The sequence below is a fragment of the Streptomyces sp. NPDC027962 genome (assembly GCF_055566095.1).
This window is the reverse complement of record NZ_JBVHTA010000006.1, coordinates 93984-117429: the sequence shown is the minus strand read 5'-3', so window position 1 is coordinate 117429 and position 23446 is coordinate 93984. Positions and strand designations below refer to the sequence as shown.

The 23446-nt window shown below is 70.4% G+C and carries 22 protein-coding genes; 12 read left to right on the top strand and 10 right to left on the bottom strand.

Annotated elements, in window-relative coordinates:
- Positions 1 to 228: 228 nt before the first annotated feature.
- The 4 genes from ACZ4SA_RS07995 (at position 229) to ACZ4SA_RS07980 (ending at position 5211) form a co-directional block, all read left to right on the top strand.
- A complete protein-coding gene (locus tag ACZ4SA_RS07995) occupies positions 229 to 921 on the top strand; it encodes a tellurite resistance TerB family protein (protein WP_468271019.1) in 693 nt (230 codons plus the stop codon).
- Between the two features lie 227 nt (positions 922 to 1148).
- On the top strand, positions 1149 to 3212 hold the full coding sequence (locus ACZ4SA_RS07990; protein WP_468271017.1) for an MMPL family transporter: 2064 nt from the start codon (positions 1149 to 1151) through the stop codon (positions 3210 to 3212).
- A gap of 119 nt (positions 3213 to 3331) precedes the next feature.
- A complete protein-coding gene (locus tag ACZ4SA_RS07985) occupies positions 3332 to 4540 on the top strand; it encodes a sensor histidine kinase (RefSeq protein WP_468271015.1) in 1209 nt (402 codons plus the stop codon).
- Entirely contained in the window at positions 4537 to 5211 is a 675-nt protein-coding gene (locus tag ACZ4SA_RS07980; protein WP_468271013.1) for a response regulator, read from the top strand. Before ACZ4SA_RS07985 ends, ACZ4SA_RS07980 begins: the two co-directional genes overlap by 4 nt.
- Before the next feature lie 14 nt (positions 5212 to 5225).
- Here ACZ4SA_RS07980 and ACZ4SA_RS07975 read toward each other — a convergent pair whose 3' ends face one another.
- The 4 genes from ACZ4SA_RS07975 to ACZ4SA_RS07960 all read right to left on the bottom strand — a co-directional run bounded on the left by ACZ4SA_RS07975 (position 5226) and on the right by ACZ4SA_RS07960 (position 10341).
- Positions 5226 to 6620, bottom strand: a complete 1395-nt coding sequence (locus ACZ4SA_RS07975; RefSeq protein ID WP_468271238.1) for an FAD-binding oxidoreductase — start codon at positions 6618 to 6620, stop codon at positions 5226 to 5228.
- A 172-nt stretch (positions 6621 to 6792) separates the two neighbouring features.
- Complete coding sequence (locus ACZ4SA_RS07970) at positions 6793 to 8574, bottom strand: helix-turn-helix transcriptional regulator (protein WP_468271011.1); 1782 nt, start codon at positions 8572 to 8574, stop codon at positions 6793 to 6795.
- 173 nt (positions 8575 to 8747) lie between these two features.
- The gene (locus tag ACZ4SA_RS07965; protein ID WP_468271009.1) at positions 8748 to 10115 is read right to left on the bottom strand and encodes an FAD-dependent oxidoreductase; all 1368 of its coding nucleotides are present in this window, start codon (positions 10113 to 10115) and stop codon (positions 8748 to 8750) included.
- A 103-nt stretch (positions 10116 to 10218) separates the two neighbouring features.
- Positions 10219 to 10341, bottom strand: coding sequence for a DUF397 domain-containing protein (locus ACZ4SA_RS07960; protein WP_468271007.1), 123 nt, complete (start codon positions 10339 to 10341; stop codon positions 10219 to 10221).
- Between the two features lie 205 nt (positions 10342 to 10546).
- On the opposite strand from ACZ4SA_RS07960, the gene ACZ4SA_RS07955 reads away from it, so the two are divergent.
- A complete protein-coding gene (locus ACZ4SA_RS07955) occupies positions 10547 to 10768 on the top strand; it encodes a hypothetical protein (protein ID WP_468271006.1) in 222 nt (73 codons plus the stop codon).
- Position 10769: 1 nt separating this feature from the next.
- Here the strand turns inward: ACZ4SA_RS07955 and ACZ4SA_RS07950 are convergent, their stop codons facing one another.
- Both ACZ4SA_RS07950 and ACZ4SA_RS07945 read right to left on the bottom strand, forming a co-directional pair.
- On the bottom strand, positions 10770 to 11183 hold the full coding sequence (locus tag ACZ4SA_RS07950; RefSeq protein WP_468271004.1) for a PIN domain-containing protein: 414 nt from the start codon (positions 11181 to 11183) through the stop codon (positions 10770 to 10772).
- Positions 11184 to 11441, bottom strand: a complete 258-nt coding sequence (locus ACZ4SA_RS07945) for a type II toxin-antitoxin system VapB family antitoxin (RefSeq protein ID WP_468271002.1) — start codon at positions 11439 to 11441, stop codon at positions 11184 to 11186.
- Between the two features lie 116 nt (positions 11442 to 11557).
- Here ACZ4SA_RS07945 and recO point away from each other — a divergent pair, with 116 nt between their 5' ends.
- Entirely contained in the window at positions 11558 to 12304 is a 747-nt protein-coding gene (gene recO, locus ACZ4SA_RS07940; protein ID WP_468271000.1) for a DNA repair protein RecO, read from the top strand.
- Positions 12305 to 12325: 21 nt separating this feature from the next.
- Positions 12326 to 13150, top strand: a complete 825-nt coding sequence (locus tag ACZ4SA_RS07935) for an isoprenyl transferase (protein ID WP_468270998.1) — start codon at positions 12326 to 12328, stop codon at positions 13148 to 13150.
- Positions 13151 to 13392: 242 nt separating this feature from the next.
- Here the strand turns inward: ACZ4SA_RS07935 and ACZ4SA_RS07930 are convergent, their stop codons facing one another.
- From ACZ4SA_RS07930 to ACZ4SA_RS07915, 4 genes are all read right to left on the bottom strand, one after another.
- Complete coding sequence (locus ACZ4SA_RS07930; RefSeq protein ID WP_403860179.1) at positions 13393 to 13818, bottom strand: Fur family transcriptional regulator; 426 nt, start codon at positions 13816 to 13818, stop codon at positions 13393 to 13395.
- A gap of 82 nt (positions 13819 to 13900) precedes the next feature.
- Positions 13901 to 14818, bottom strand: coding sequence for a metal ABC transporter permease (locus tag ACZ4SA_RS07925; protein WP_468270996.1), 918 nt, complete (start codon positions 14816 to 14818; stop codon positions 13901 to 13903).
- Positions 14815 to 15579 (bottom strand): metal ABC transporter ATP-binding protein, encoded by a 765-nt coding sequence (locus ACZ4SA_RS07920; protein ID WP_468270994.1) that lies wholly within the window; start codon positions 15577 to 15579, stop codon positions 14815 to 14817. The genes ACZ4SA_RS07925 and ACZ4SA_RS07920 overlap by 4 nt, the downstream gene beginning before the upstream one ends.
- 25 nt (positions 15580 to 15604) lie before the next feature.
- On the bottom strand, positions 15605 to 16618 hold the full coding sequence (locus ACZ4SA_RS07915) for a metal ABC transporter substrate-binding protein (protein ID WP_468270992.1): 1014 nt from the start codon (positions 16616 to 16618) through the stop codon (positions 15605 to 15607).
- Between the two features lie 144 nt (positions 16619 to 16762).
- Between ACZ4SA_RS07915 and ACZ4SA_RS07910 the strand changes: the two genes are divergently transcribed.
- The 5 genes from ACZ4SA_RS07910 to ppdK all read left to right on the top strand — a co-directional run bounded on the left by ACZ4SA_RS07910 (position 16763) and on the right by ppdK (position 23412).
- Positions 16763 to 18145, top strand: a complete 1383-nt coding sequence (locus ACZ4SA_RS07910) for a glycine--tRNA ligase (RefSeq protein WP_468270990.1) — start codon at positions 16763 to 16765, stop codon at positions 18143 to 18145.
- 98 nt (positions 18146 to 18243) lie between these two features.
- On the top strand, positions 18244 to 18456 hold the full coding sequence (locus ACZ4SA_RS07905) for a hypothetical protein (protein ID WP_468270988.1): 213 nt from the start codon (positions 18244 to 18246) through the stop codon (positions 18454 to 18456).
- Positions 18457 to 18712: 256 nt separating this feature from the next.
- On the top strand, positions 18713 to 18952 hold the full coding sequence (locus ACZ4SA_RS07900) for a DUF6243 family protein (protein ID WP_468270986.1): 240 nt from the start codon (positions 18713 to 18715) through the stop codon (positions 18950 to 18952).
- A gap of 188 nt (positions 18953 to 19140) precedes the next feature.
- The gene (dusB, locus tag ACZ4SA_RS07895; RefSeq protein ID WP_468270984.1) at positions 19141 to 20295 is read left to right on the top strand and encodes a tRNA dihydrouridine synthase DusB; all 1155 of its coding nucleotides are present in this window, start codon (positions 19141 to 19143) and stop codon (positions 20293 to 20295) included.
- A 393-nt stretch (positions 20296 to 20688) separates the two neighbouring features.
- Positions 20689 to 23412: a pyruvate, phosphate dikinase gene (gene ppdK / locus ACZ4SA_RS07890; protein ID WP_468270982.1), complete on the top strand. Its 2724-nt coding sequence runs from the start codon at positions 20689 to 20691 to the stop codon at positions 23410 to 23412.
- Positions 23413 to 23446 lie beyond the last annotated feature (34 nt).

Below are 23446 nucleotides of genomic sequence, written 5' to 3'. Positions count from 1 at the left end.
CCGGTTCCGACCCGATCGCCGGGCCCGCTCCATCCGGAGCGGGCCCGGTGTTTTGCGGTGTTGCGCACGTACTGTGCCAGGGAGCGGAATCGGCCATGTCGATTCGTACTGCCGCCGGGGTGCTGACGCGACATCATCCGTGTGGCTAACATCACGTCAACGCGGCAGTGTTGCCGTGGGGGCACCACCCGTGCCCGAAGGGCTACGGGGGAATGACGGAGGTGCGACGTGCTGCCAGCCCGTGGATTGTTCGTCCGAAAACTGTGGGCATGCGGCGTTCACACGTCCTGGAACACCGTTGGCGACGGAGAGTTCTTCTGCTCCGAATGCGGTGGCGACCGCAACTACCGGCGTCGCACGGGCAGGCGGCGCTTCACGGTCCTCGGAGTGCCGCTGCTGCCGCGCGGACTCGCCGGTCCCGTGGTGGAATGCGCCGCCTGCCACACCCACTTCGGCATGGACGCCCTCGACCACCCCACCACCGGACGTTTCTCCGCGATGCTCAGGGACGCGGTGCACACCGTCGCCCTCGCCGTCCTCGCCTCGGGCGGCACCTCCTCCCGCACGGTCCGCGAGACCGCCGTCCACGCGGTGCGTGCCGCCGGACTCGACGACTGCACGGAGGACCAGCTCACCTCCCTGATCGAGGCCCTCGCCGCCGACACGGGACGGTACGTCGCGGATGCCGGGCCGTACGGAGCGGCGCTTGCCATCGAGCTCCACGAGGCACTGGAACCGCTCGCCCCCCATCTGGCTCCGGCCGGGCGCGAGTCGATCCTGCTGCAGGGCGCGCGGATCGCCCTCGCGGACGGCCCCTACACCCCGGCCGAGCGCGAGGTCCTCACCACGGTCGGCGCGGCGCTGCAGCTGTGCGACGACGACACCACGCGGCTGCTGGAGACGGCGCGGACGCCGTTCTGAGCACGGCCGGCTGCTCCCGCCGCCGTACTCCCCAGGGAGTACGGAGCCTCCTGGGCCACCCTGCGCAGTAATCCCCTTGTCGCCCCTGCGCGCGACGAAACCGCCTCCGGTCGGCGGGAGTCTGGTGATGCATTCAGCCACCGGACGCCCGTGACGAAGGGGAGGCACCCATGGGGCCCGTACCGACAGCGACCGCACCACCGCCATCGACGCAGACCGCGCGCCGCATGGCCTTGCCCTGGGCGATTGTCGTCCTGTGGATCGCCGTGGTCGCCCTCGCCGCCCCCTTCGCGGGCAAACTCGGCGACGCGCAGCGCGACAACATCGTCGACTACCTTCCCGCGAGCGCCGACTCCACCCAGGTCGCCAGGATCGAACAGGCGCTCCCGGGCGGGGAGTCCACCGAGCTGGTCGTCGTCTACCACCGTGAGGGCGGGCTCACCGCCGCCGACCGGACGCACGCCCAGCAGCAGGTCGACACCATCACCGGCGCGCACCGCTTCGACAGCGGACCGCCCGAGGGCATCCCGTCGAAGGACGGCTCGACGCTGATGTACCCGCTGTCCACCACCGAGCCCGGCACGGACAACGACGCCCGCACCGCCCTCGTCGACGACGTGCGCGAACGGCTCGACGCGGATCCGGACGGAGGACTCGGGGGGCTCGGGGTCGAACTCGGCGGGCCGGGCGCCTTGCAGACCGACATGGAGAAGGTCTTCGAGACCATCGACGGCACCCTCATGATCGCGACCGTTCTCGTCGTCGCCGTGCTGCTGATCCTCACCTACCGCAGCCCGTTCCTGTGGCTGGTCCCCCTCACCGTCGTCGGCTTCGCGGCCATCGCCTCCCAGGCGCTCGTCTACGGCCTCATCCAGGGCTTCGGCCTCACCGTCACCAGCCAGAGCGCCGCGATCATGACCGTCCTCGTCTTCGGCGCCGGCACCGACTACGCCCTCCTGCTCGTCGCCCGCTACCGCGAGGAGCTCCGCCGCATCGAGCGACCGTACGACGCGATGCTCGCGGCCCTGCGCGGCTGCGGCCCCGCCGTGCTCGCCTCGTCCGGCACCGTCGCCGCCGGACTGCTGTGCCTGCTCGCCGCCGACCTCAACAGCGCCAGCGGCCTCGGCCCGGTCGGCGCCGTGGGCGTCGTGTGCGCGCTGGCCGCGATGCTCACCCTGTTGCCCGCCGTTCTCGTCCTGCTCGGCCGCCGGGTGTTCTGGCCGCTCGTTCCCGCATACGGCTCCGAGGTCACGCAACGCCGTTCGCTGTTCGCCGCGATGGGCAGCTCCGCCGGACGCAGGCCCGCCGCCGTCCTCGTCTCGGGGATGCTGCTGCTGGGCGCACTGGCGCTCGGCGTGTTCAACCTGCCGGGCAACCTGGCCCAGGAGGACACCTTCACCCGGCAGCCCGAATCCGTCTCCGCGATGAAACAGCTCAGCGAGGCGTACCCGGAGCGCAGCACCCAGCCGATCACCGTCATCGCGCCGGCCGGCACCGCGGAGGAGGTACTCGCCGAGGCGCGCCGCACCGAGGGTGTGGCGGCTGCGCACGCCGCGCGCTCGGGAGACGGCTGGACCGAGATCACCGTCTTCGCGAAGGACGCACCCGAGACACCCGGTGAGACCGTCACCATCAAGGCGCTGAGGGCGAATCTGGACGGCGCCCACATCGGCGGGCCGAGCGCCCAGCAACTGGACCTCGCGGACACCAGCGCCCGCGACCAGAAGGTCGTCATCCCACTCGTGCTCGCCGCGGTGCTGCTGATCCTCGTCGTCCTGCTGCGCAGTCTGGTCGCGCCTTTGATGCTCACCGCGGCCGTGGTGGCGGTGTGGGGAGCGGTGATGGGCCTCGGCGGGCTCGTCTTCGAGCCGGTCTTCGGGTTCGAAGGGCTCGACCCGAGCATTCCGCTGCTCTCGTTCGTCTTCCTCGTCGCCCTCGGCGTCGACTACGGCATCTTCCTGATGCACCGGATGCGCGAGGAGGCCCTGTCCGGAGCGGAGCCGACGGCAGCAGCGCTGACCGCGCTGCGCACCACCGGCGGGGTGATCGCTTCCGCGGGGATCGTGCTCGCCGCGACGTTCACCGTCCTGATGAACCTGCCGCTGGTGCCGCTCTTCCAGATGGGCTTCCTCGTCGCGGTCGGCGTCCTGCTCGACACGTTCCTGGTCCGTACGTATCTGGTGACGTCGGCGAGCCTGCTGCTGGGCCGGCGGGTGTGGTGGCCGGGCCCGCTGAGCCGGCGGGCGCCGGTGGCGGTGGCGGCGCAGCGTGAACCGGCGGCCCGGGTGTAGCGAGCCGTTCCTGCTCCCTGCCCGCCCCTTCCCGTTGTACCGATGCGCGGCCCCGCCGCCCCGGGTGACGGGAGGGGGCGGGGGTGGGGAAAACGCAACCGCTACCCCAGGATGGAACCGTGCCGCAGCCACCCACCCGCCCCCGCCTCGGCGAGCGCGTGCTCAACGCCGTCAGCCGCGACCCCCTCACCGCCCCCCACCGCAGGCGCAACGACGCCCTCATCGCCGCGTCCGCCGGCGCGCTCTCCGTCGCGCTCGCCCTTCTCGTCGACGACGGCCGCAGGCCCGACGCCGTCGGCTGGTTGCTGCTCGCGGGGAGCGTCGTGCCATTGGTGTGGCGACGCTCGCACCCCAGTCACGTCCTGGTCGCCGTCCTGGCGTGCGTCGGGCCGTACCACGCGCTCGACAACACCCACGCCGCGCCGGTGCCCGCCTCCCTCCTCGCCCTCTACACCGTGGCGGCCACCGCCCGCCCCCTCTACACCTGCTTCGTAGGCTGCCTCGTCATGGGCGTCACCCTGACGATCATGTTCAACGTCGGCGCCCACGAAGGCCTGGAGTCGCTGCGCACCTCGGGCTGGATCCTCGCCGTCCTCGTCTTCGGCGTCGACGTACGCACCTACCGCCGCTACATCGCGTCCGTCGTGAGCCGCGCGGAACGCGCCGAGCGCACAAGGGGGGAGGAGGCCGCGCGCCGGGTCGCCGAGGAACGGCTGAGGATCGCCCGCGACCTGCATGATCTGCTTGCCCACTCCATCACCCTGATCGGTGTGCAGACGTCCGTCGCCTCCCACGTCCTGACCGTCGACCCCGAGCGGCTCGACCGGGCCGCGATCGCCAAGGCACTCGACGACATCGCGGAGACCTGCCGCACCGCGCGCGGCGAACTGCGCACCACACTGGAGGTCCTGCGCGCCGACGGACCCGACTGCGACGGTCCGCTGCCGGACCTGGCGGCGCTGCCCGGTCTCGTGAGGACGGCGGGCGCCAAGTTGACGCTGAGCACGAGGGACGCCCCGGTGCCGCCCGCCGTGGAGGCAGCCGCGTACCGGATCGTGCAGGAGTCGCTGACGAACGCGGTGCGGCACGGGGGAGCCGGGGTAGGCATCAGCGTGAGGGTGGTCCTGGAAGCGGGCGCCCTCCGGGTCGCGGTGACCGATGACGGGAACGCGTCGGTGCAGGGGCCCGGCACGGGCTTCGGCATCATCGGGATGCGCGAGCGGGCCCGCAGCGTCGGCGGCACGCTGTCGGCGGGGCCGCGCGGCGACCGCCCCGGTTTCGAAGTCGCCGCGACCTTGCCCCTGCAACCGTCGGAGGCCGCCGTATGAACGCCGTGAACCCGATCCGTGTCCTGCTCGCCGACGACCAGACGCTGGTGCGGGCGGCGTTCGCGATGCTGGTGGAGTCGGCCCGCGACATGGAGGTCGTCGGCCAGGCCGGCACGGGCGCGGAGGCAGTCGAACTGGCCCGCAGCGAACGGGCGGACCTGGTCGTCATGGACATCCGCATGCCCGAACTCGACGGGATCGAGGCCACCCGCCTGATCGCGGCGGACGACGATCTGGCGGGCGTCAAGGTCCTCGTCCTCACCACGTACGACACCGAGGAGCACATCGTCGAGGCGCTGCGCGCCGGTGCGTCGGGCTTCCTGGTGAAGGACACCAAGCCGGCGGAGCTGCTGGCCGCGATCCGCACGGTCGCAGCGGGTGAGTCCCTGCTCTCGCCGGGCCCGACGTCGCGGCTGATCGCCCGTGTCCTCAGCGTCCCGCAGATGCCCAGGTCGGGCGGCCCGGACGGGCTCACGGACCGCGAACGGCAGGTCCTGACGCTGGTGGCCCGTGGGCTGAACAACACGGAGATCGCCGAGTCACTGGGCCTGAGCCCGCTGACGGCCAAGACCCATGTGAGCCGCATCATGGGCAAACTCGGCGCCCGTGACCGAGCCCAACTGGTCATCGCTGCCTACGAGTCGGGGTTGGTGAGCCCGGGGGAGGGGTGAGCGGGACGACTCGTTCAGGGCACGATGTTGTGGTTGATCCGGAACAGGTTCTCCGGGTCGTACCGGCGCTTGACCGATCGCAGCCGGTCGTAGTTCTGCCGGTAGTTGGCGCGTACCCGGTCCTGGTCGTCGGCGTCCATGAAGTTGATGTATCCGGCCTCCTCGGTGTGCGGGCGCAGCGCCCTGTCGTACGCACGGGTCCAGGCGACGTTGTGCTCGGTGTCGGCGGGATCGGGGTAGCTGGCGCCGAAGGCGTGGGAGAACGCGGCGTCGCGGTAGGCGAAAGCCGTGTCCTGTGCACCGACCCGGTGGCAGGCGCCGTCGATCGGGAAGATCACGGTGTCGCTCTGCATCGAGGGGATCGTGGCGCCGTACGTCATGTGGACGTCGATGGCGCCGTCGGTCAGGTCGCGGCTGAAGTTGCCCTTCCAGTAGTGATGGAGACCGGGCGGCAGATCCGCGTCGAACAGGGTGTTGATCACCGGGTACGGAATGCGGTCGAGGAACTGACCGATGGCCGGTCCGAGTTCCGCGAGACGGCCGCGGATCGAGTCGTCGTCCTCCGGTGAGCCGCTGAAGCAGGTCACGACACCGCAGACCGGTCGGCCGTGCCACCGTTCCGGCAGGAACGGGGCGGGCGGACCGAGAAGGAGGGCGAAGAGCGAGTTGAACTCCTCGGGGGCGTCGGCGTTCATGTCCCGCCAGCGGCGCGCCACGTCGCCGTCGAGCGGATAGAAGGTGGGGCCGCCGAGGACGAGGTCCACCGGGTGCAGCCGGTACCGGAACGAGGTGACGACGCCGAAGTTGCCGCCTCCGCCGCGCAGCGCCCAGAACAGGTCGTGATGGTGGGCGGCGTCGCACGTGACGAGGGTCCCTTCGGCGGTGACGACATCGGCGGAGACGAGGTTGTCGCAGCTCAGGCCGTATCGGCGGGCGAGGTGTCCCATGCCGCCGCCCAGCGTCAGTCCGGCGATCCCGGTGGTGGACACGACCCCGCCGGTGGTGGCGAGGCCGAAGACGTGGGTGGCGTGGTCGAAGTCCCCCCAGGTGCAGCCGCCTTCGGCACGTGCGGTACGGGCGACGGGGTCGACGCGGACCGCCCGCATGCGGGACAGGTCGATGACGAGTCCGTCGTCGCACGTGCCGTGGCCGGCGACCGCGTGGCTGCCGCCGCGGACGGCGAGCGGCAGGGCGTGGTCGCGCGCGAAATTCACGGCGGCGATCACATCGGCGGTGTCGACGGGCCGTACGACGACGGCCGGGTGGCGGTCGTGCGCGGCGTTGTAGACCCGGCGTGCCTCGTCGTAGGCGGGGTCGCCGGGCTCGACGACGTCGCCGCGCACGGCGGCGTGCAGGGGTTCCAGGACCAGGTCGGTGGTTTCGGCCGAGGGGGCGGTCACCGCGGTCATGACGGGCACCGGCTTTCAGGGTGGGCGTTGCGCTCAAGAGGCCCTGGGGCGTGTCTGCGGGGCCATGAGCCGATGAGTCCGTTGTAGGCCGCGGGGACCGCCGGGGGCATCGCCCGAACCATGCACATCACGGGAGCGGCCGACGTGGGCAGAACGGCCCATAGGCGCGGGATCAGGCAGCCAGGCCGTGGGAGCAGGCGTAGGCAGTGGCGGCGGCGCGGGAGGTCACGTTCAGCTTGGCGTAGATGTTGTTCAGATGACGCGCGACGGTGTGCTCGCTGATCACCAGCTCCCGTGCGATGTCCCGGTTGGTGCCGCCCGCCGCGACCAGCCGCAGCACCTCCGCCTCCCGCCGGGTGAGCCCGCCGGGCAGGCTCCTCGGCCGTTCGCTGAGCAGCGCCGCCGCACGCCGGGCGTCGGGGGCCGCGCCCAGCTGCTCGAACGTGCTCCGCGCGGCCCGCAGCTCCAGGCGTGCGGCCTCGCCGTCGCCGGCCGTCCGGCAGGCCGCGGCCAGCAGCATGCGCACCTGCGCGGCCTCGTACGGGATGCGCATCTCCAGCCAACCCGCCAGCGCACGGCGCAGCGGTCGCAGTGCCGCGTCGGGGCCTTCGGGCCCGCCCCGCGCGAGGGCGAGCGAGCCGCCCGCGGTGTCCGCCATGGCCCGCAACAGGGTCGCGGCGGGCGGGCGAGGTCCGGTGGCGGCGAGCGTCCCGAGCTCCTCCACGGCGGTGGCGGCGCTGTCCACGTCACCGACGGCGAGCGCCACCTCCGTCTGCGCGGCGAGCAGCCGGGCACGTCCGAGCATGTCGGCGGGCGACTCGCCCTGGGATGCCAGGGCCAGGCGCAGACCGGTCACGGCGGCATCCGCCTTCCCCTGCGCCAGGCGGAGCAGGGCGAGACCGGGCTGCGGTGTGAGGCCGAGTTCATGGGCACGCGCGTACGAGGCGGCGGCCGCTTCGAGACGGCCGCGGCGGCGCTGGATCTCGCCGGCCTCGTAGTGGGCGGCAGCGGCGGCCTCGAGACAGTCGGGCATGACCTCCTGGCAGACCCGCTCGGCCTCCGCGGCGGCCAGCGGCCATGATCCGAGGAGATCCAGCACCTGGACGTGGTGGATGCGGCAGAGTCCGCGGAAGGGGTTGTCCGTCAGCGCGGCGCCCGCCGGAAGCTCCCCGTCCGCCGGGCCGCTGCCGCCGGAGGCCGGGGTGGCGTGCTGCGACCAGGGGACGGAGCACCAGGCCATGGCGGCCTCGGTCCATTCGACGGCCCGTGCGAAGTCGGCGGCGGCCATGCAGTGCGTGAGCGCCATGCAGTAGAGCCAGCCGGTGAACATGCCGCTCAGTTCGCCCGCCGTGACCGCACACATCGCGTCGTCCAGCAGGGCCAGCGCCTCGGCCCGCCGGCCGTTTGCCAGCAGCACCGCCGCGTGGGCCTGGCGGCTCAGCGCGATGAGGTCGGGGCTGCCGGAGTCCACCGCGATGCGGTACATCCGCAGGGCGGCGGCCAGGGCCGCTTCGGGGTCGGGGACGCTTTGCGCCTCCTCCGACTCGGTCCAGGCGAGAAAGCACTGCTCGGGGCACTCCGGCTCGTGCTCCAGATGCTGCCGGGCCCGGTGCAGCCAGCCGGCGGCAGCCCCGGGGCGGCCCTGGCTGCGGTACTCGTAGTAGAGCCACCACGCGGTACAGCCCGCCCGGCGATGATCACCCGCTGCCGCGTGACCGGCGTGGGCGCGGAGCCGGGCGTCGACCGACTCGTCCACGTGTCCGCTCCACCAGGCCGCGTCGGCGAGGAGGTCGAGGTCGCCGGGGGAGAGTGGGCGGGAGGTGTCCGCGTGTGGCCCGTCCGCTCGGGGGCCGTTGCTGTCGAGAGAGTGCAGCAGCACGTACGCCTCGGCCCAGGATTCCCGGGCCGCCGCGTCCCGAGCCCGCTCGGCGGAGGGGGCTGTCCGGACGGCCATGGCCGCTCCCTTCCCTCCTCAGGATAGGAGCGGCCGGTCACCGCCGGAACCCCTGCCTCGCCCGGGCCCGGCCCGCCCTCCGCGCGAAGGGGCCCGCGGCCGTAGCCACCGGGCCCCTCTCACATCGGGTTGCCCGCCCGTCGCTGGGACCGCCGGGCTCCTCTCGGGTGGGTTTACGCGCCGCTCGCCTTGAGCATGTCCTCGCGCTCCACGATCTTGACGCGCTCACGGCCCTGCGGTTCGCCCAGTGCCTTCTCGGCCGCGTCCAGCCGGTACCAGCCGTCCCACGTGGTGAAGCGGATGTTCCGGTCCGCGAGGAACGAGTCGACCGCCTCCGGATCGGGCGAGGCCGGCGTCTGCAGGCGGCCGTTCGCGTAGTCGTCCAGCAGGTTGGACACCGTCTCGTTCGCGTCGCCCTTGGTGTGGCCGATCAGACCCACCGGGCCGCGCCGGATCCAGCCGGTGACGTACGTGGAGTCCATGTGCTCGCCGGTCTCCTCGATCACCCGGCCGCCCTCGTCCGGGACCGTACCCGTCGCGACGTCCCACGGCAGCTTGGGCAGTTCGTCGGAGAGGTAGCCCACGGCCCGGTAGACGGACTGGACGTCCCAGTCCTTGAACTCGCCGGTCCCCTTCACGTTGCCCGTGCCGTCGAGCGCGGTGCGCTCGGTACGCAGGCCGACGACGTTGCCGTCCTCGCCGAGGATCTCGGACGGCGACTCGAAGAAGTGCAGGAACAGCTTGTGCGGCCGCTCGCCGATGTCTCGTATCGCCCAGTTCTCCAGGGTCTTCGCGACCATGTCGGCCTGCTTGTTGCCCCGGCGGGTCTCGATCGAGCCCTCGTCGTAGTCGATGTCCTCGGGGTCGACGATGACCTCGATGTTGGGGGAGTGGTCCAGCTCGCGGAGCTCCATCGGGCTGAACTTGGCCTGTGCGGGGCCGCGACGCCCGAAGACGTGGATCTCCTTGGCCCGGTTGGCCTTGAGCCCGTCGTGGACGTTCGGCGGGATCTCGGTCGGCAGCAGCTCGTCCGCCGTCTTCGCGAGGATGCGCGCCACGTCGAGCGCGACGTTGCCGACGCCGAGCACGGCGACCTTCTCGGCCTCCAGCGACCAGGTGCGCGGCCAGTCCGGGTGCCCGTCGTACCAGGAGACGAAGTCAGCCGCGCCGTGAGAGCCGTCCAGCTCGACCCCCGGTATGTCGAGCGCCCGGTCGGCGGTCGCACCGGTGGAGAAGATCACCGCGTCGTAGAACGTGCGGAGATCGTCGAGGCTGAGGTCGTTGCCGTAGTCGACATTGCCGAAGAGGCGGATCTGCGGCTTGTCGAGGACCTGGTGCAGGGCCGTGATGATGCCCTTGATCCGCGGGTGGTCGGGGGCGACGCCGTAACGGATCAGGCCGAAGGGCGCGGGCATACGCTCGAAGAGATCGATGGACACGCCGGGGTCGGCAGCAGCCACCTCGGACTTCAGCAGCGCATCAGCGGCGTAGATCCCGGCGGGGCCGGCTCCGACGATGGCTACCCGCAGGGGGCGGGGCATGACAGGTTCCCTTCGAGCGGCGACAACTGGCTCGTCGGTAACCCTAAACAAAGGCAAGCCTAAGTCAGTACTCGGCCTGGCCCTATGACCTCATAAGGCGGGCTTATGCCCTCTCAAAGGTCTGCTTGATGAAGGTGTTCCAGGCGGCGGCGGTGACGAGAAGTGCGGGCCCGGCGGGGACCTTGCTGTCCCGCACGGGGACGACACCAGGGATGTCGTCCGTCACCTCGAGGCAGTTGCCGCCTTCGCCGTTGCTGTAGCTGCTCTTGCGCCAGTGGGCAACGGTCCGGGATCACGCTGCCGTCCTTGCGTATCGACCCCGTTTCGTACGCCCGGGACGTTCCCTGTCCACTCGTCGAATTGGGCCGCTGCAACGTCGACACGGCCCGCCTGATCGCTGCCGCGCTGCCCAGGGGACTGGGCGAGGCCCCATGACGCAGATCCCGCCGATCGGCTCGTACGTCGTCGACACCCGCACCGGTCGCGTGGGCCGGCTCATGGGCGAGGCGGGGCCGTTCCTGTCGCTGAGACCCGTCGGCGGCGGCCGGGAGTGGGAGTGCGCCCCGGACAGCGTGCGCCCCGCGACCGCCGCCGAGCGGATCACCGCGACGACGGCGTACGTGAACGCCCGCAGCCGGGGCGAACTGCCCTGAGTCAGTTCCGGAGATCGATCATGCGGGTCGGCTGTCCTGTGGTGCGGGCGATGGTCTCGAAGTCCCGGTCGTAGTGGAGCAGTGTGAGGCCCGCCTCCTCGGCGACTGCGGCCACGAGAAGATCGACCGGGCCCGCGCTGCGATGCTCGCCCTTCGCGGTGAGCAGCTCCTGGACGACGCGGGCCCGCCGATAGATGCCGTCCGGGAGCGGGCACCAGGCGTAGTAGGTGTCGAGGTTGCGCTTCAGCCGCTCGCGATCTGCGGTCGACTTGGCCGAGAACAGAGCCTCCAGCTCGGTGAAGTCACAGATCGCGACGAGACCGGCGCCGATCCTGCCGTCCCACTCGGTGGCGACTTGACCGAGCATGACACGGGCCAGTGCCGAGGTGTCGATGAGGTAGTCGGCGACGTTCACTCACGCGCTCTTTCGTGGCTCGGTGGGCTCGTCGTCCCGGGCGCCACCCCGGTACTTGCGCTTGTCCAGGAGGATGTCGATGTCCACGCCACCGTCGGCGACGTGCTTGCGGGAATCCTCCAGCGCACGCAGTCGCCGGTACCGTGCGGTCACCTCGCGAAGCGCGGTGTTGATGGTGTCGCGCTTGGTGGTGGTGCCGAGCTCTATGGCAGCGGCGGCAAGGGCTTCGTCGTCAAGGTCGATCACGGTGCGGCTCACTGGGCAACCTCCTGTGTATACGGCAACGTGTATCACTATATCGCTTCGCATGTATATTGTCTGGTCTCCGCGCAACCCGTGACCGGACGCCGCTGCCCGTACGGGAGAATGGGGCCATGAGCCTGTTCCGTGACGACGGTGTCGTCCTGCGCACCCAGAAGCTGGGTGAGGCGGACCGCATCATCACGTTGCTCACACGCGGTCACGGTCGCGTACGCGCGGTCGCCCGCGGGGTGCGGCGCACCAAATCCAAGTTCGGCGCCAGGCTCGAGCCGTTCTCCCACGTCGACGTCCAGTTCTTCGCGCGCGGCAGCGAACTCGTCGGCCGCGGGCTGCCGCTGTGCACCCAGTCGGAGACCATCGCCCCGTACGGCGGCGGGATCGTCACCGACTACGCCCGCTACACCGCCGGCACCGCCATGCTGGAGACCGCCGAGCGCTTCACCGATCACGAGGGCGAGCCGGCCGTTCAGCAGTATCTGCTGCTCGTCGGCGCCCTGCGCACCCTCTCGCGGGGCGAGCACGCGCCGAATCTGGTGCTCGACGCCTTTCTGCTGCGTTCCCTCGCCGTCAACGGCTACGCGCCGAGCTTCGACGACTGCGCGCGCTGCGGGCTGCCCGGGCCCAACCGGTTCTTCTCCGTCGCGGCGGGCGGGGTCATATGCGGCGACTGCCGGGTGCCCGGCAGCGTCGTACCCTCTGCGGAGGCCATCGGACTGCTCAGCGCGCTGCTGACCGGTGACTGGCCGACGGCGGACGCGTGCGAGGCGCGCCATGTCAGGGAGGGCAGCGGGCTGGTGTCCGCGTATCTGCACTGGCACCTGGAGCGCGGACTGCGCTCCCTGAGGTACGTAGAGAAGTAGCGAATAGGAGATGTGAGCCGCATGGCACGACGCGGAATCCTGGGCCGGTCCCGCCGCGAGTACAAGGTCCCCGAGCCGCACCCCTCCGGCGCCCGCCCGCCCAAGATCCCGGCCGAGCTGGTGCCGAACCACGTGGCGTGCGTCATGGACGGCAACGGCCGCTGGGCCAAGGAGCGCGGCCTGCCCCGCACCGAGGGCCACAAGGTCGGCGAGGGCGTCGTGCTCGATGTGCTCAAGGGCTGCCTGGAGATGGGCGTCAAGAACCTCTCCCTGTACGCCTTCTCCACCGAGAACTGGAAGCGCTCGCCCGACGAGGTGCGCTTCCTGATGAACTTCAACCGGGACGTCATCCGCCGCCGTCGCGACGAGATGGACGAGCTCGGCATCCGTATCCGCTGGGTCGGCCGGATGCCGAAGATGTGGAAGTCGGTCGTCCAGGAGCTCCAGGTCGCTCAGGAGCAGACCGTCGACAACGACGCGATGACGCTCTACTTCTGTGTGAACTACGGCGGCCGTGCCGAGGTCGCCGACGCGGCCCAGGCCATCGCGCGCGACGTGGCGGCGGGGAAGCTCGACCCGGCGAAGGTCAACGAGAAGACGTTCCAGAAGTACCTCTACTACCCGGACATGCCGGACGTCGATCTGTTCCTGCGCCCCAGCGGCGAGCAGCGCACCTCCAACTACCTGATCTGGCAGAGCAGCTACGCGGAGATGGTCTTCCAGGACGTGCTGTGGCCGGACTTCGACCGCCGCGACCTGTGGCGCGCCTGCGTGGAGTACGCCTCCCGCGACCGCCGCTTCGGTGGCGTGGACCCTGCGGACATGGCCGTGCTCGACAAAGCCTGAGCCGGACACGGCGCGAGCCGGGACAAGGCCTGAGCCCGGACACGGCGCGAGCCCGGACACGGCGCGAGCCCGGACACGGTCGGGGATGCGTCCCCGGCCACCCGCTCCACCCGTGCCCGACCCTCCCGGCCGCCTCTCCAGAGACGGTCAGGGTGACGGTGCGGCCGGTCGCCGGTACAAAAAGGGCCCGCACCGGATCCCTCCGGTGCGGGGCTCTCTCGTATCGCTGGTCGCCGAACCGCCTACTTGGCCGCGCACTCCTCGCAGGTGCCGAAGATCTCCACCGTGTGCGCCACGTTCACAAAGCGGTGCTGCGCGGCGATCGTCTCCGCCCACTGCTCCACAGCGGGCCCCTCGACCTCCACGGCCTTGCCGCACATCCGGCACACCAGGTGGTGATGGTGGTCGTCGGTGGAACAGCGCCGGTAGACCGACTCGCCCTCGCTGGTGCGCAGCACGTCCACCTCGCCCGCGTCGGCGAGGGACTGCAGCGTGCGGTAGACCGTCGTCAGGCCCACCGAGTCGCCGCGGTGTTTGAGCATGTCGTGCAACTCCTGCGCACTGCGGAACTCGTCGACCTCGTCGAGCGCCGCCGCCACCGCGGCCCGCTGCCGGGTCGACCGGCCTCGTACCGGGGCGGTGTTCCCGCCGGTTGGCGCCGTGGTCACAGGTGCCTCCTCGCTTCGCCCGCACATATGTCGGGCCATTGTGCCAGGCCCGGATGGCGCAGCAGTGCGGGCCGCTGCGTGCTCAGACCTTGACGTCGTCCTCCGGGCGTCTGCTGCCCGGCATGTCCACCGTGCACTCCGCCACGCTCTGCCCGGTCGCGCCGCCGGCTTCCATGGCCTTCGCCCGCCGCCGCGCCAGCGGCGCGGCCAGGGCTGTCAGCACGACGAACACCGCGATGGCGAGCAACACAATCGTCGCGCCGGGCGGCACGTCCCGGTAGTAGGACGTGGTGATTCCGGTCAGCGAGACCGCCACACCGATCCCCACCGCCAGCGCGAACGTCGCCTTGAACGACCGAGAGATCTGCTGCGCGGCGGCCACCGGCACCACCATCAGGGCGCTGACCAGCAGCAGTCCCACCACGCGCATGGCGACGCTCACCGTGACCGCGGCGGTCACCGCGACCAGCAGGTTCAGCGCCCGCACCGGCAGGCCGGTCACACCGGCGAACTCCTCGTCCTGGCTGACCGCGAACAGCTGCCGCCGCAGACCCAGCGACACCAGGACCACGAAGGCCGCGAGCAGCACGATCGCCCAGACGTCCTCGTCGGAGACCGTGGACAGAGAGCCGAACAGATAGGTGGTCAGCTTCGCCGTGGACCCGCTGTCCGAGAGCTCGATCAGCAGCACACCGCCCGCCATGCCGCCGTAGAAGAGCATGGCCAGCGCGATGTCGCCGCGGGTGCGGCCGTAGGTGCGGATGAGCTCCATCAGCACGGCGCCGAGCACCGAGACCAGCGTCGCCATCCAGATGGGGTTCGTCGACAGCAGGAAGCCGAGACCCACACCGGTCATCGCGACATGGCCGATTCCGTCGCCCATCAGCGCCTGCCGGCGCTGCACCAGATAGATGCCGACGGCGGGGGCGGTGATGCCGACCAGCAGCGCCGCGATCAGCGCCCGCTGCATGAACGGCGTCTCGAGCATTTCCAGGATCATGTCAGCAGTCCCGTGCGGAGCGGCTCGTCGGCCGCATGCGGATGTACGTGGTCGTGCCCGGGCAGGGCGTGCTGCCCGACCGCCTCGGGCGGCGGCCCGTCGTGGACCACGCAGCCGTCGCGCAGCACCACGGCGCGGTCGATCAGCGGCTCCAGCGCTCCGAGCTCGTGCAGCACCAGCAGCACCGTCACCCCGGCGGCGACCTGCTCGCGCAGCGTCCCTGCCAGCACCTCCTGGCTGGCCAGGTCCACCCCCGCCATCGGCTCGTCCATGATCAGCAGCTCGGGCTCGGACGCGAGCGCACGGGCGATCAGCACTCGCTGGTGCTGCCCGCCGGACAGGGCACTCACCGAGTCCTTGGCGCGGTCGCCCAGGCGGACGAGCTCGATGGCGCGCCGCACGGCCGCCCGGTCGCCCCGTGAGGGCAGACCGAAGCGGGCGCGGGACAGCCGGCCGGAGGCCACGACTTCCCGCACGGTCGCCGGTACACCGCTCGCGGCGGTCGTGCGCTGGGGGACGTAGCCCACCCGCGCCCACTGGCGGAAGCGGCGCAGTTCGGTGCCGAAGAGCTCGACCCGGCCGTCGGTGAGCGGCACCTGGCCGATCACGGACCGCACGGCCGTGGACTTGCCGGAGCCGTTGGCTCCGAGCAGGGCGACGACCTCGCCGCGGCGGACGGTGAGGTCGATGCCGCGCAGGACGGGACGCGAGCCGAGCGTCGCCCGGGCTCCGCGGACGGATATGACCGGCTCGGTGCTCATGGGTGCCGCCTCTCGTGGGATCGGTTCACTTCGCGCCGAGCGCCTTCTGCAGCGCGGCGAGGTTGGACCGCATGACCTCGACGTAGTCATCGCCCTGGGACCGGTCGGTGATTCCCTCGAGCGGGTCGAGGACGTCCGTCTTCAGACCGGTGTCCTCGGCGAGGGTCTTCGCGGTCTTGTCGCTGGCGAGCGTCTCGAAGAAGACGGTGGTGACCTTGTCCTTCTTCGCTATGGTCTGGAGCTCCTTGACACGGGCCGGGCTGGGCTCGGACTCGGGGTCGACGCCCGAGATGCCCTCCTGGTCCAGGCCGTAGCGCTCGGCGAGGTAGCCGAAGGCGGAGTGCGTGGTGATGAACGTCTTCGTGGCGGAGTTCTTCAGGCCCTGCTCGAAGTCGGTGTGCAGGGTGGTGAGCTTCGCGACGAGCGCGTCGGTGTTCTTCCGGTAGTCCGCGGCGTGCTCGGGGTCGGCCTTCTCCATCCGGGCGCCGACCCCCTTGGCGACCTCGGCGTACTTCACGGGGTCGAGCCAGATGTGCGGGTCGGCGCCGGCCTCGGACTCGTGGTCCTCGTGCCCGGCCTCGGACTCGTGGTCCTCGTGCCCGGCCTCCTCGTGGCTCTCGCCGTGACCGTGGTCGTGGCCGCCCTCCGCGCTGTGGTGCTCCAGCTTCGTGAGGGTGGTGGCGTCCACCTTGTGCTGCGCGGTCGACTCCTCGATGGCCTGGTCGACGGCGGGCTGGACACCCTTGAGGTAGAGGATCAGACCGGCGTCGTTCAGCTCGGCGGTCTGGCGGGGCTTGAGCTCCAGGTCGTGCGGCTCGACTCCCGGCTTGGTGAGGGCGGTGACGGAGACGTTCTCGCCGCCGATCTGCTCGGCGAGATACTGCATGGGGTAGAACGACGCGGCGACCTTCAGCTTGCCGTCGCCCTCGCCGCCGTCGACGCCGGAGGCGTCGGACGTGGAACAGGCGGAGACGGCCGTGAGGCCGAGCGCGACCGCTCCGGCGGTGGCGACGGTGGGTATGAGGCGTCGTACGTTCATGACAGTCATTTTCAACAAAGTCGGAAACGATTGTCAATAAACCTTGCGCCCGGCTCCATCACCCCACCGATTTGATCCGGGGGGTGCGGCCGCCGGTAACCTGAAGCATTAGCCGTTCGTCGCCGTCGTAATGAAGAGAGCACCGTGGCCGCCGACAAGATCGACACCATCGTCAACCTGAGCAAGCGCCGTGGCTTTGTCTACCCGTGCAGCGAGATCTACGGCGGCCAGCGAGCCGCCTGGGACTACGGACCGCTCGGTGTCGAGCTCAAGGAGAACATCAAGCGCCAGTGGTGGCGCTACATGGTCACCTCGCGCGAGGACGTCGTCGGTATCGACTCGTCGGTGATCCTGGCCACCGAGGTCTGGGAGGCCTCGGGCCACGTCGCCACCTTCACCGACCCGCTCACCGAGTGCACCTCCTGCCACAAGCGTTACCGCGCCGACCACCTGGAGGAGGCGTACGAGGAGAAGCACGGCCGCCTCCCCGAGAACGGCCTCGCCGACCTGAACTGCCCCAACTGCGGCAACAAGGGCACCTTCACCGAGCCCAAGCAGTTCTCCGGCCTCCTCGCCACCCACCTCGGCCCCACCCAGGACTCCGGCTCGGTCGCCTACCTGCGTCCCGAGACCGCCCAGGGCATCTTCACCAACTTCGGCCAGGTGCAGCAGACTTCCCGCAAGAAGCCGCCGTTCGGCATCGCGCAGATGGGCAAGTCCTTCCGGAACGAGATCACTCCGGGCAACTTCATCTTCCGCACCCGTGAGTTCGAGCAGATGGAGATGGAGTTCTTCGTCAAGCCCGGCGAGGACGAGGAGTGGCAGCAGTACTGGATGGACCAGCGCTGGAACTGGTACCGCGACCTGGGTCTCCGTGAGGAGAACATGCGCTGGTACGAGCACCCGCAGGAGAAGCTCTCCCACTACTCCAAGCGCACCGCGGACATCGAGTACCGCTTCCAGTTCGGCGGCAGCGAGTGGGGCGAGCTCGAGGGCGTCGCCAACCGCACCGACTACGACCTCTCCGCGCACTCCAAGGCCTCCGGCACCGACCTGTCGTACTTCGACCAGGAAGCCGGCGAGCGCTGGACGCCGTACGTCATCGAGCCCGCCGCCGGTGTCGGCCGCGCCATGCTCGCCTTCCTCCTCGACGCCTACAACGAGGACGAGGCCCCCAACGCCAAGGGCGTCATGGAGAAGCGCACCGTGATGCGCCTCGACCCGCGCCTCGCGCCCGTCAAGGTCGCCGTCCTGCCGCTGTCCCGCAACCCGCAGCTCTCGCCGAAGGCCAAGGGCCTCGCCGCCGACCTGCGCAAGAACTGGAACATCGAGTTCGACGACGCCGGCGCCATCGGCCGCCGCTACCGCCGCCAGGACGAGATCGGCACCCCGTTCTGCGTCACCGTCGACTTCGACACCCTCGACGACAACGCGGTGACCGTGCGCGAGCGCGACACCATGAAGCAGGAGCGGGTCTCCCTCGACCAGATCCAGGGCTACCTGGGCAGCCGCCTGCTGGGCTGCTGAGCCCCGTGGCGTTCGAAGCCCCCGGTTCCGGGTAACGGAACCGGGGGCTTCGTGCACACTGGGCCCACGCCGTTGCGGATTCGGCCCAGGAGGCGCACATGCCGTCGATGACCACCAGCAAGGTCAGCAGATGGGACCAGCACGGGCGGGAACACGTCGTGCAGGTCAAAAAGGCGGGCATGCAGCGGCAGTTGACCTGCGGCACCTGTGACTGGCGCAAGAGCGCGCAGTTCCTGCCGTGGCTCAAGGCGGAGGAGCACCTCGCAGAGGCCCACCAGGCGACGGTGGACCCGACGGCCCAGGACGTCTGAGGCCGGGGCCGGACGTCTGAGGTTCGGGTCCCGTCGGTCGGGCCGCGCAGCACCGGCCGCGCAGGCACTGGTCCGCGCCCGTGGCCGATGCTCGTCCGTGTGACCCCGCCCGAAAACCTGGTGTCATCGCCCCGTCCGGCACGGTAGCGTCTCCGGCATGTCTTCGTTCTTCCAGATCTACGAGTGAGAGGGCGGCGGTCCTCCGCCCCCGTCCGACGTTTCCCGAGTCACTTCTCACCACATATGGGAGAGCCCCATGGCCAAGAGCCGGAACAACCTCCTCGGCGTCGGCGGACAGCGCAAGAAGCTGTCCCGCGCCGACCAGCAGGGCAACGGCCCCACCCGTAACGCGAGCCGCAAGGCCGCCGCCGACCAGAAGCAGGAGCTGCTGCGCAAGATGCGCGAGCGCGCTCAGGGCAAGTCGGAGGACCAGTCGCAGGCCGACGGGACCGCGTCCCAGGCGGACACTGCGGCCCCGCAGGAGGGCCGGGCCTGACAACAAGCAGCACGCAATGGCCCGGCCCGCGTCACGCGGACGCTGTTGGGTGATCCGGGCGTTGCCTCGCCCCGTCGATCGGCTGATCGGCGGGGCGAAGTGCTGCGAAGCGGCTGGTGCGGGTGCGGGCCCTCATGCGTCCAAGAGCGGGCCGACAGGCGATCCCGGCGGTGCGCGACAATGGGCGAATGACCACGCTCGCCCCCGCCTCCACCAACACGCTCCGGATCGGCCCGCACGCCGTGCAGCCGCCGGTGGTCCTCGCGCCCATGGCCGGTATCACGAACGCGCCCTTCCGCACGCTGTGCCGTGAGTTCAGCGGCGGGAAGGGGCTGTTCGTCAGCGAGATGATCACCACGCGGGCGCTGGTCGAGCGCAACGAGAAGACCATGCAGCTGATCCACTTCGACGAGACGGAGACGCCGCGCTCGATCCAGCTGTACGGGGTGGACCCGGTCACCGTCGGCAAGGCGGTGCGGATGATCGTGGACGAGGACCTGGCCGACCACATCGACCTGAACTTCGGCTGCCCGGTCCCCAAGGTCACCCGCAAGGGCGGCGGCTCCGCCCTCCCGTACAAGCGGCCGCTGCTGCGGGCGATCCTGCACGAGGCCGTGTCCAACGCCGGTGGCCTGCCGGTCACCATGAAGATGCGCAAGGGCATCGACGACGATCACATCACCTACCTCGACGCGGGCCGTATCGCGGTCGAGGAGGGCGTCACGGCCATCGCGCTGCACGGGCGCACGGCGGCGCAGCACTACGCCGGCACCGCCGACTGGGACGCGATCGCCCGCCTCAAGGAGCACGTACCGGAGATCCCGGTGCTCGGCAACGGCGACATCTGGTCTGCGGACGACGCGCTGCGGATGGTGCGCGAGACGGGCTGTGACGGGGTGGTCGTGGGCCGCGGGTGCCTCGGGCGGCCGTGGCTGTTCGCGGACCTGGTGGCGGCCTTCGAGGGGAGCCCGGCGCAGTACGTGCGGCCGACGCTGCACGAGGTCGCGGACGTGATGCTGCGGCACGCGACGCTGCTGGGAGAGTGGATCGGCGACGAGTCGCGCGGTGTGATCGACTTCCGGAAGCACGTTGCCTGGTATCTGAAGGGCTTCGCGGTCGGCTCCGACATGCGCAAGAAGCTGGCGATCACGTCGTCGCGGGCCGAGCTGGGCGCTCAGTTGAGCGCGCTGGATCTGGACCAGCCGTGGCCTTCGGGCGCGGACGGCCCGCGCGGGCGGACATCGGGGAACAACCGGGTCGTACTGCCCGACGGCTGGCTGCGGGACCCGTACGACTGCGCGGGCGTCAGCGCTGACGCGGAACTCGACACCTCAGGCGGCTGACGACCGCCGATGCGGTCCGGATGATGGAATTCCATCGCTTCGGGCGGCGTGATTCTCGCCACCCCTGATAGGGGGTGCGCTCAGATGAGCGAATCCCAGGCGGCTGCACCTCTCAAAGGATGGCACTCAGTGCCATCCTTTTGGTCTTCGAGGCATGGAGTGACGCATAACGCAACGTGTCCATGGCCGAGTGGATTGTCTGCGCCGGGTGATCATTCGTTCAAGAGTTGAAGAGGAGGGTCTACATCTCCGGCCGTCTCGAGCACTTTCGATCTGCTGGCGGACGAGTGGTTAAGGCCGTATGACGCGCAAGTGGACGTACCCACACGCCTTCGATCTGGGTATGTTCCTCGCCGTCAGGGCAGCCACCGAGTCCTCGAGGAGTCGAGACCCGTGTCGGAAAACAAAGATCAGAAGTTCGTCTACGACTTCACCGAGGGCAACAAAGACCTCAAGGACCTGCTCGGCGGGAAGGGTGCGAACCTCGCCGAGATGACCAACCTCGGTCTGCCGGTCCCTCCCGGCTTCACGATCACCACCGAGGCGTGCAAGGTCTACCTCGACAGTGGCGAAGAGCCGCCCGCGCTCCGCGACGAGGTGACCGCCCACCTCGACGCCCTCGAGCAGACGATGGGCAAGAAGCTCGGCCAGGCCGACGACCCGCTGCTGGTATCCGTACGGTCGGGTGCCAAGTTCTCGATGCCCGGCATGATGGACACCGTCCTCAACATCGGTCTCTCCGACGAGTCGGTGGCGGGCCTCGCCCAGCAGGCCGGCGACGAGCGCTTCGCCTGGGACTCCTACCGCCGCCTCATCCAGATGTTCGGCAAGACCGTGCTGGGCGTCGACGGCGAGCTCTTCGAGGAGGCCCTCGACGAGGCCAAGGCCGCCAAGAAGGTCACCGTCGACACCGACCTCGACGCCGCGGACCTGAAGAAGCTGGTCAAGCAGTTCAAGAAGATCGTCAAGGCCGAGGCCGGACGTGACTTCCCGCAGGACGCCCGCGAGCAGATGGACCTCGCCATCCACGCGGTCTTCGACTCCTGGAACACCGACCGCGCCAAGCTCTACCGCCGCCAGGAGCGCATCCCCGGCGACCTCGGCACCGCGGTCAACGTCTGCTCCATGGTCTTCGGCAACCTCGGCCCCGACTCCGGCACCGGCGTCGCCTTCACCCGTGACCCCGCCTCCGGCCACCAAGGCGTGTACGGCGACTACCTGCAGAACGCGCAGGGCGAGGACGTCGTCGCCGGTATCCGCAACACCGTGCCCCTCGCCGAGCTCGAGTCGATCGACAAGAAGTCGTACGACCAGCTGATGCAGATCATGGAAACGCTCGAGACGCACTACAAGGACCTGTGCGACATCGAGTTCACCATCGAGCGCGGCCAGCTGTGGATGCTGCAGACCCGGGTCGGCAAGCGCACCGCCGGTGCGGCCTTCCGCATCGCCACCCAGCTCGTCGACCAGGGCCTCATCGACGAGGCGGAGGCGCTCCAGCGCGTCAACGGCGCCCAGCTCGCGCAGCTGATGTTCCCGCGCTTCGAAGACGAGGGAGCGCGCGGCGGGAAGGGGCCCGAGCTGCTCGGCCGCGGTATCGCCGCCTCCCCGGGCGCGGCCGTCGGCAAGGCCGTCTTCGACTCCTACACCGCGGTCAAGTGGTCGCGCTCCGGCGAGAAGGTCATCCTCATCCGCCGTGAGACCAACCCCGACGACCTGGACGGCATGATCGCCGCCGAGGGCATCCTCACCTCGCGCGGCGGCAAGACCTCGCACGCGGCCGTCGTCGCCCGCGGCATGGGCAAGACCTGTGTCTGCGGCGCCGAGGAGCTCGAGGTCGACACCAAGCGCCGCCGGATGACGGTGAACGGCACCGTCATCGAGGAGGGCGACGTCGTCTCCATCGACGGCTCCACCGGCAAGGTCTACAAGGGCGAGGTGCCCGTCGTGCCCTCCCCGGTCGTCGAGTACTTCGAGGGCCGGATGCACGCCGGAGCCGACGACGCCGACGAGCTGGTCGCCGCCGTGCACCGGATCATGGCGTACGCGGACCGGGTGCGCCGCCTGCGGGTACGGGCCAACGCCGACAACGCCGAGGACGCGATGCGCGCCCGCCGTTTCGGCGCCCAGGGCATCGGCCTGTGCCGCACCGAGCACATGTTCCTCGGTGAGCGCCGCGAGATGGTCGAGAAGCTGATCCTCGCGGACACCGACGACGAGCGTGAGGAGGCGCTGCGGGCGCTGCTTCCCCAGCAGAAGCAGGACTTCGTCGAGCTGTTCGAGGCGATGGACGGCCTGCCGGTGACGGTGCGTCTGCTCGACCCGCCGCTGCACGAGTTCCTGCCCGACATCACCGAGCTCTCGGTGCGTGTCGCCCTCGCCGAGGCCCGCAAGGACTCCAACGAGAACGACCTGCGCCTGCTGCAGGCCGTGCACCGGCTGCACGAGCAGAACCCGATGCTGGGTCTGCGCGGTGTGCGCCTCGGGCTCGTCATCCCCGGCCTGTTCACCATGCAGGTGCGGGCCATCGCGGAGGCCGCCTCGCAGCGCATCGAGGCCAAGGGCGACCCGCGTGCCGAGATCATGATTCCGCTCGTGGGCACCGTCCAGGAGCTGGAGATCGTGCGCGAGGAGGCCGAGCAGGTCATCGCCGAGGTGCAGCAGCGGACCGGCGTCGAGCTGAAGCTGGCGCTCGGCACGATGATCGAGCTGCCGCGCGCCGCGCTGACCGCCGGTCAGATCGCGGAGGCCGCCGAGTTCTTCTCCTTCGGCACCAACGACCTCACCCAGACCGTGTGGGGCTTCTCCCGGGACGACGTGGAGGCCAGCTTCTTCACCGCGTACCTGGAGAAGGGCATCTTCGGGGTCTCGCCGTTCGAGACCATCGACAAGGACGGCGTCGGTTCGCTCGTACGCAGCGCGGTGGAGGCCGGCCGGGCCACGCGGCCCGACCTCAAGCTCGGCGTCTGCGGCGAGCACGGCGGCGACCCCGAGTCGGTGCACTTCTTCCACGAGGTGGGCCTGGACTACGTCTCCTGCTCGCCGTTCCGTATCCCGGTGGCGCGGCTCGAGGCCGGCCGCGCGGCGGCACAGTCGTCGGGCAGCGACTCCCGGTAGGCGTAGGGAGCGGCAACAAGCGGGGGCGGGCGCC

Bases quoted from the DNA above. Each gene is read 5' to 3' on its own strand.
- ACZ4SA_RS07955 (WP_468271006.1), top strand. From the start codon at position 10,547: ATGACGCAGATCCCGCCGATCGGCTCGTACGTCGTCGACACCCGCACC.
- ACZ4SA_RS07970 (WP_468271011.1), bottom strand. From the start codon at position 8,574: ATGGCCGTCCGGACAGCCCCCTCCGCCGAGCGGGCTCGGGACGCGGCG.
- ACZ4SA_RS07925 (WP_468270996.1), bottom strand. From the start codon at position 14,818: ATGATCCTGGAAATGCTCGAGACGCCGTTCATGCAGCGGGCGCTGATC.
- ACZ4SA_RS07935 (WP_468270998.1), top strand. From the start codon at position 12,326: ATGGCACGACGCGGAATCCTGGGCCGGTCCCGCCGCGAGTACAAGGTC.
- ACZ4SA_RS07980 (WP_468271013.1), top strand. From the start codon at position 4,537: ATGAACGCCGTGAACCCGATCCGTGTCCTGCTCGCCGACGACCAGACG.
- recO (WP_468271000.1), top strand. From the start codon at position 11,558: ATGAGCCTGTTCCGTGACGACGGTGTCGTCCTGCGCACCCAGAAGCTG.
- dusB (WP_468270984.1), top strand. From the start codon at position 19,141: ATGACCACGCTCGCCCCCGCCTCCACCAACACGCTCCGGATCGGCCCG.
- ACZ4SA_RS07990 (WP_468271017.1), top strand. From the start codon at position 1,149: ATGGCCTTGCCCTGGGCGATTGTCGTCCTGTGGATCGCCGTGGTCGCC.
- ACZ4SA_RS07905 (WP_468270988.1), top strand. From the start codon at position 18,244: ATGCCGTCGATGACCACCAGCAAGGTCAGCAGATGGGACCAGCACGGG.
- ACZ4SA_RS07920 (WP_468270994.1), bottom strand. From the start codon at position 15,579: ATGAGCACCGAGCCGGTCATATCCGTCCGCGGAGCCCGGGCGACGCTC.
- ACZ4SA_RS07915 (WP_468270992.1), bottom strand. From the start codon at position 16,618: ATGAACGTACGACGCCTCATACCCACCGTCGCCACCGCCGGAGCGGTC.
- ACZ4SA_RS07965 (WP_468271009.1), bottom strand. From the start codon at position 10,115: ATGCCCCGCCCCCTGCGGGTAGCCATCGTCGGAGCCGGCCCCGCCGGG.
- ACZ4SA_RS07900 (WP_468270986.1), top strand. From the start codon at position 18,713: ATGGCCAAGAGCCGGAACAACCTCCTCGGCGTCGGCGGACAGCGCAAG.
- ACZ4SA_RS07975 (WP_468271238.1), bottom strand. From the start codon at position 6,620: ATGACCGCGGTGACCGCCCCCTCGGCCGAAACCACCGACCTGGTCCTG.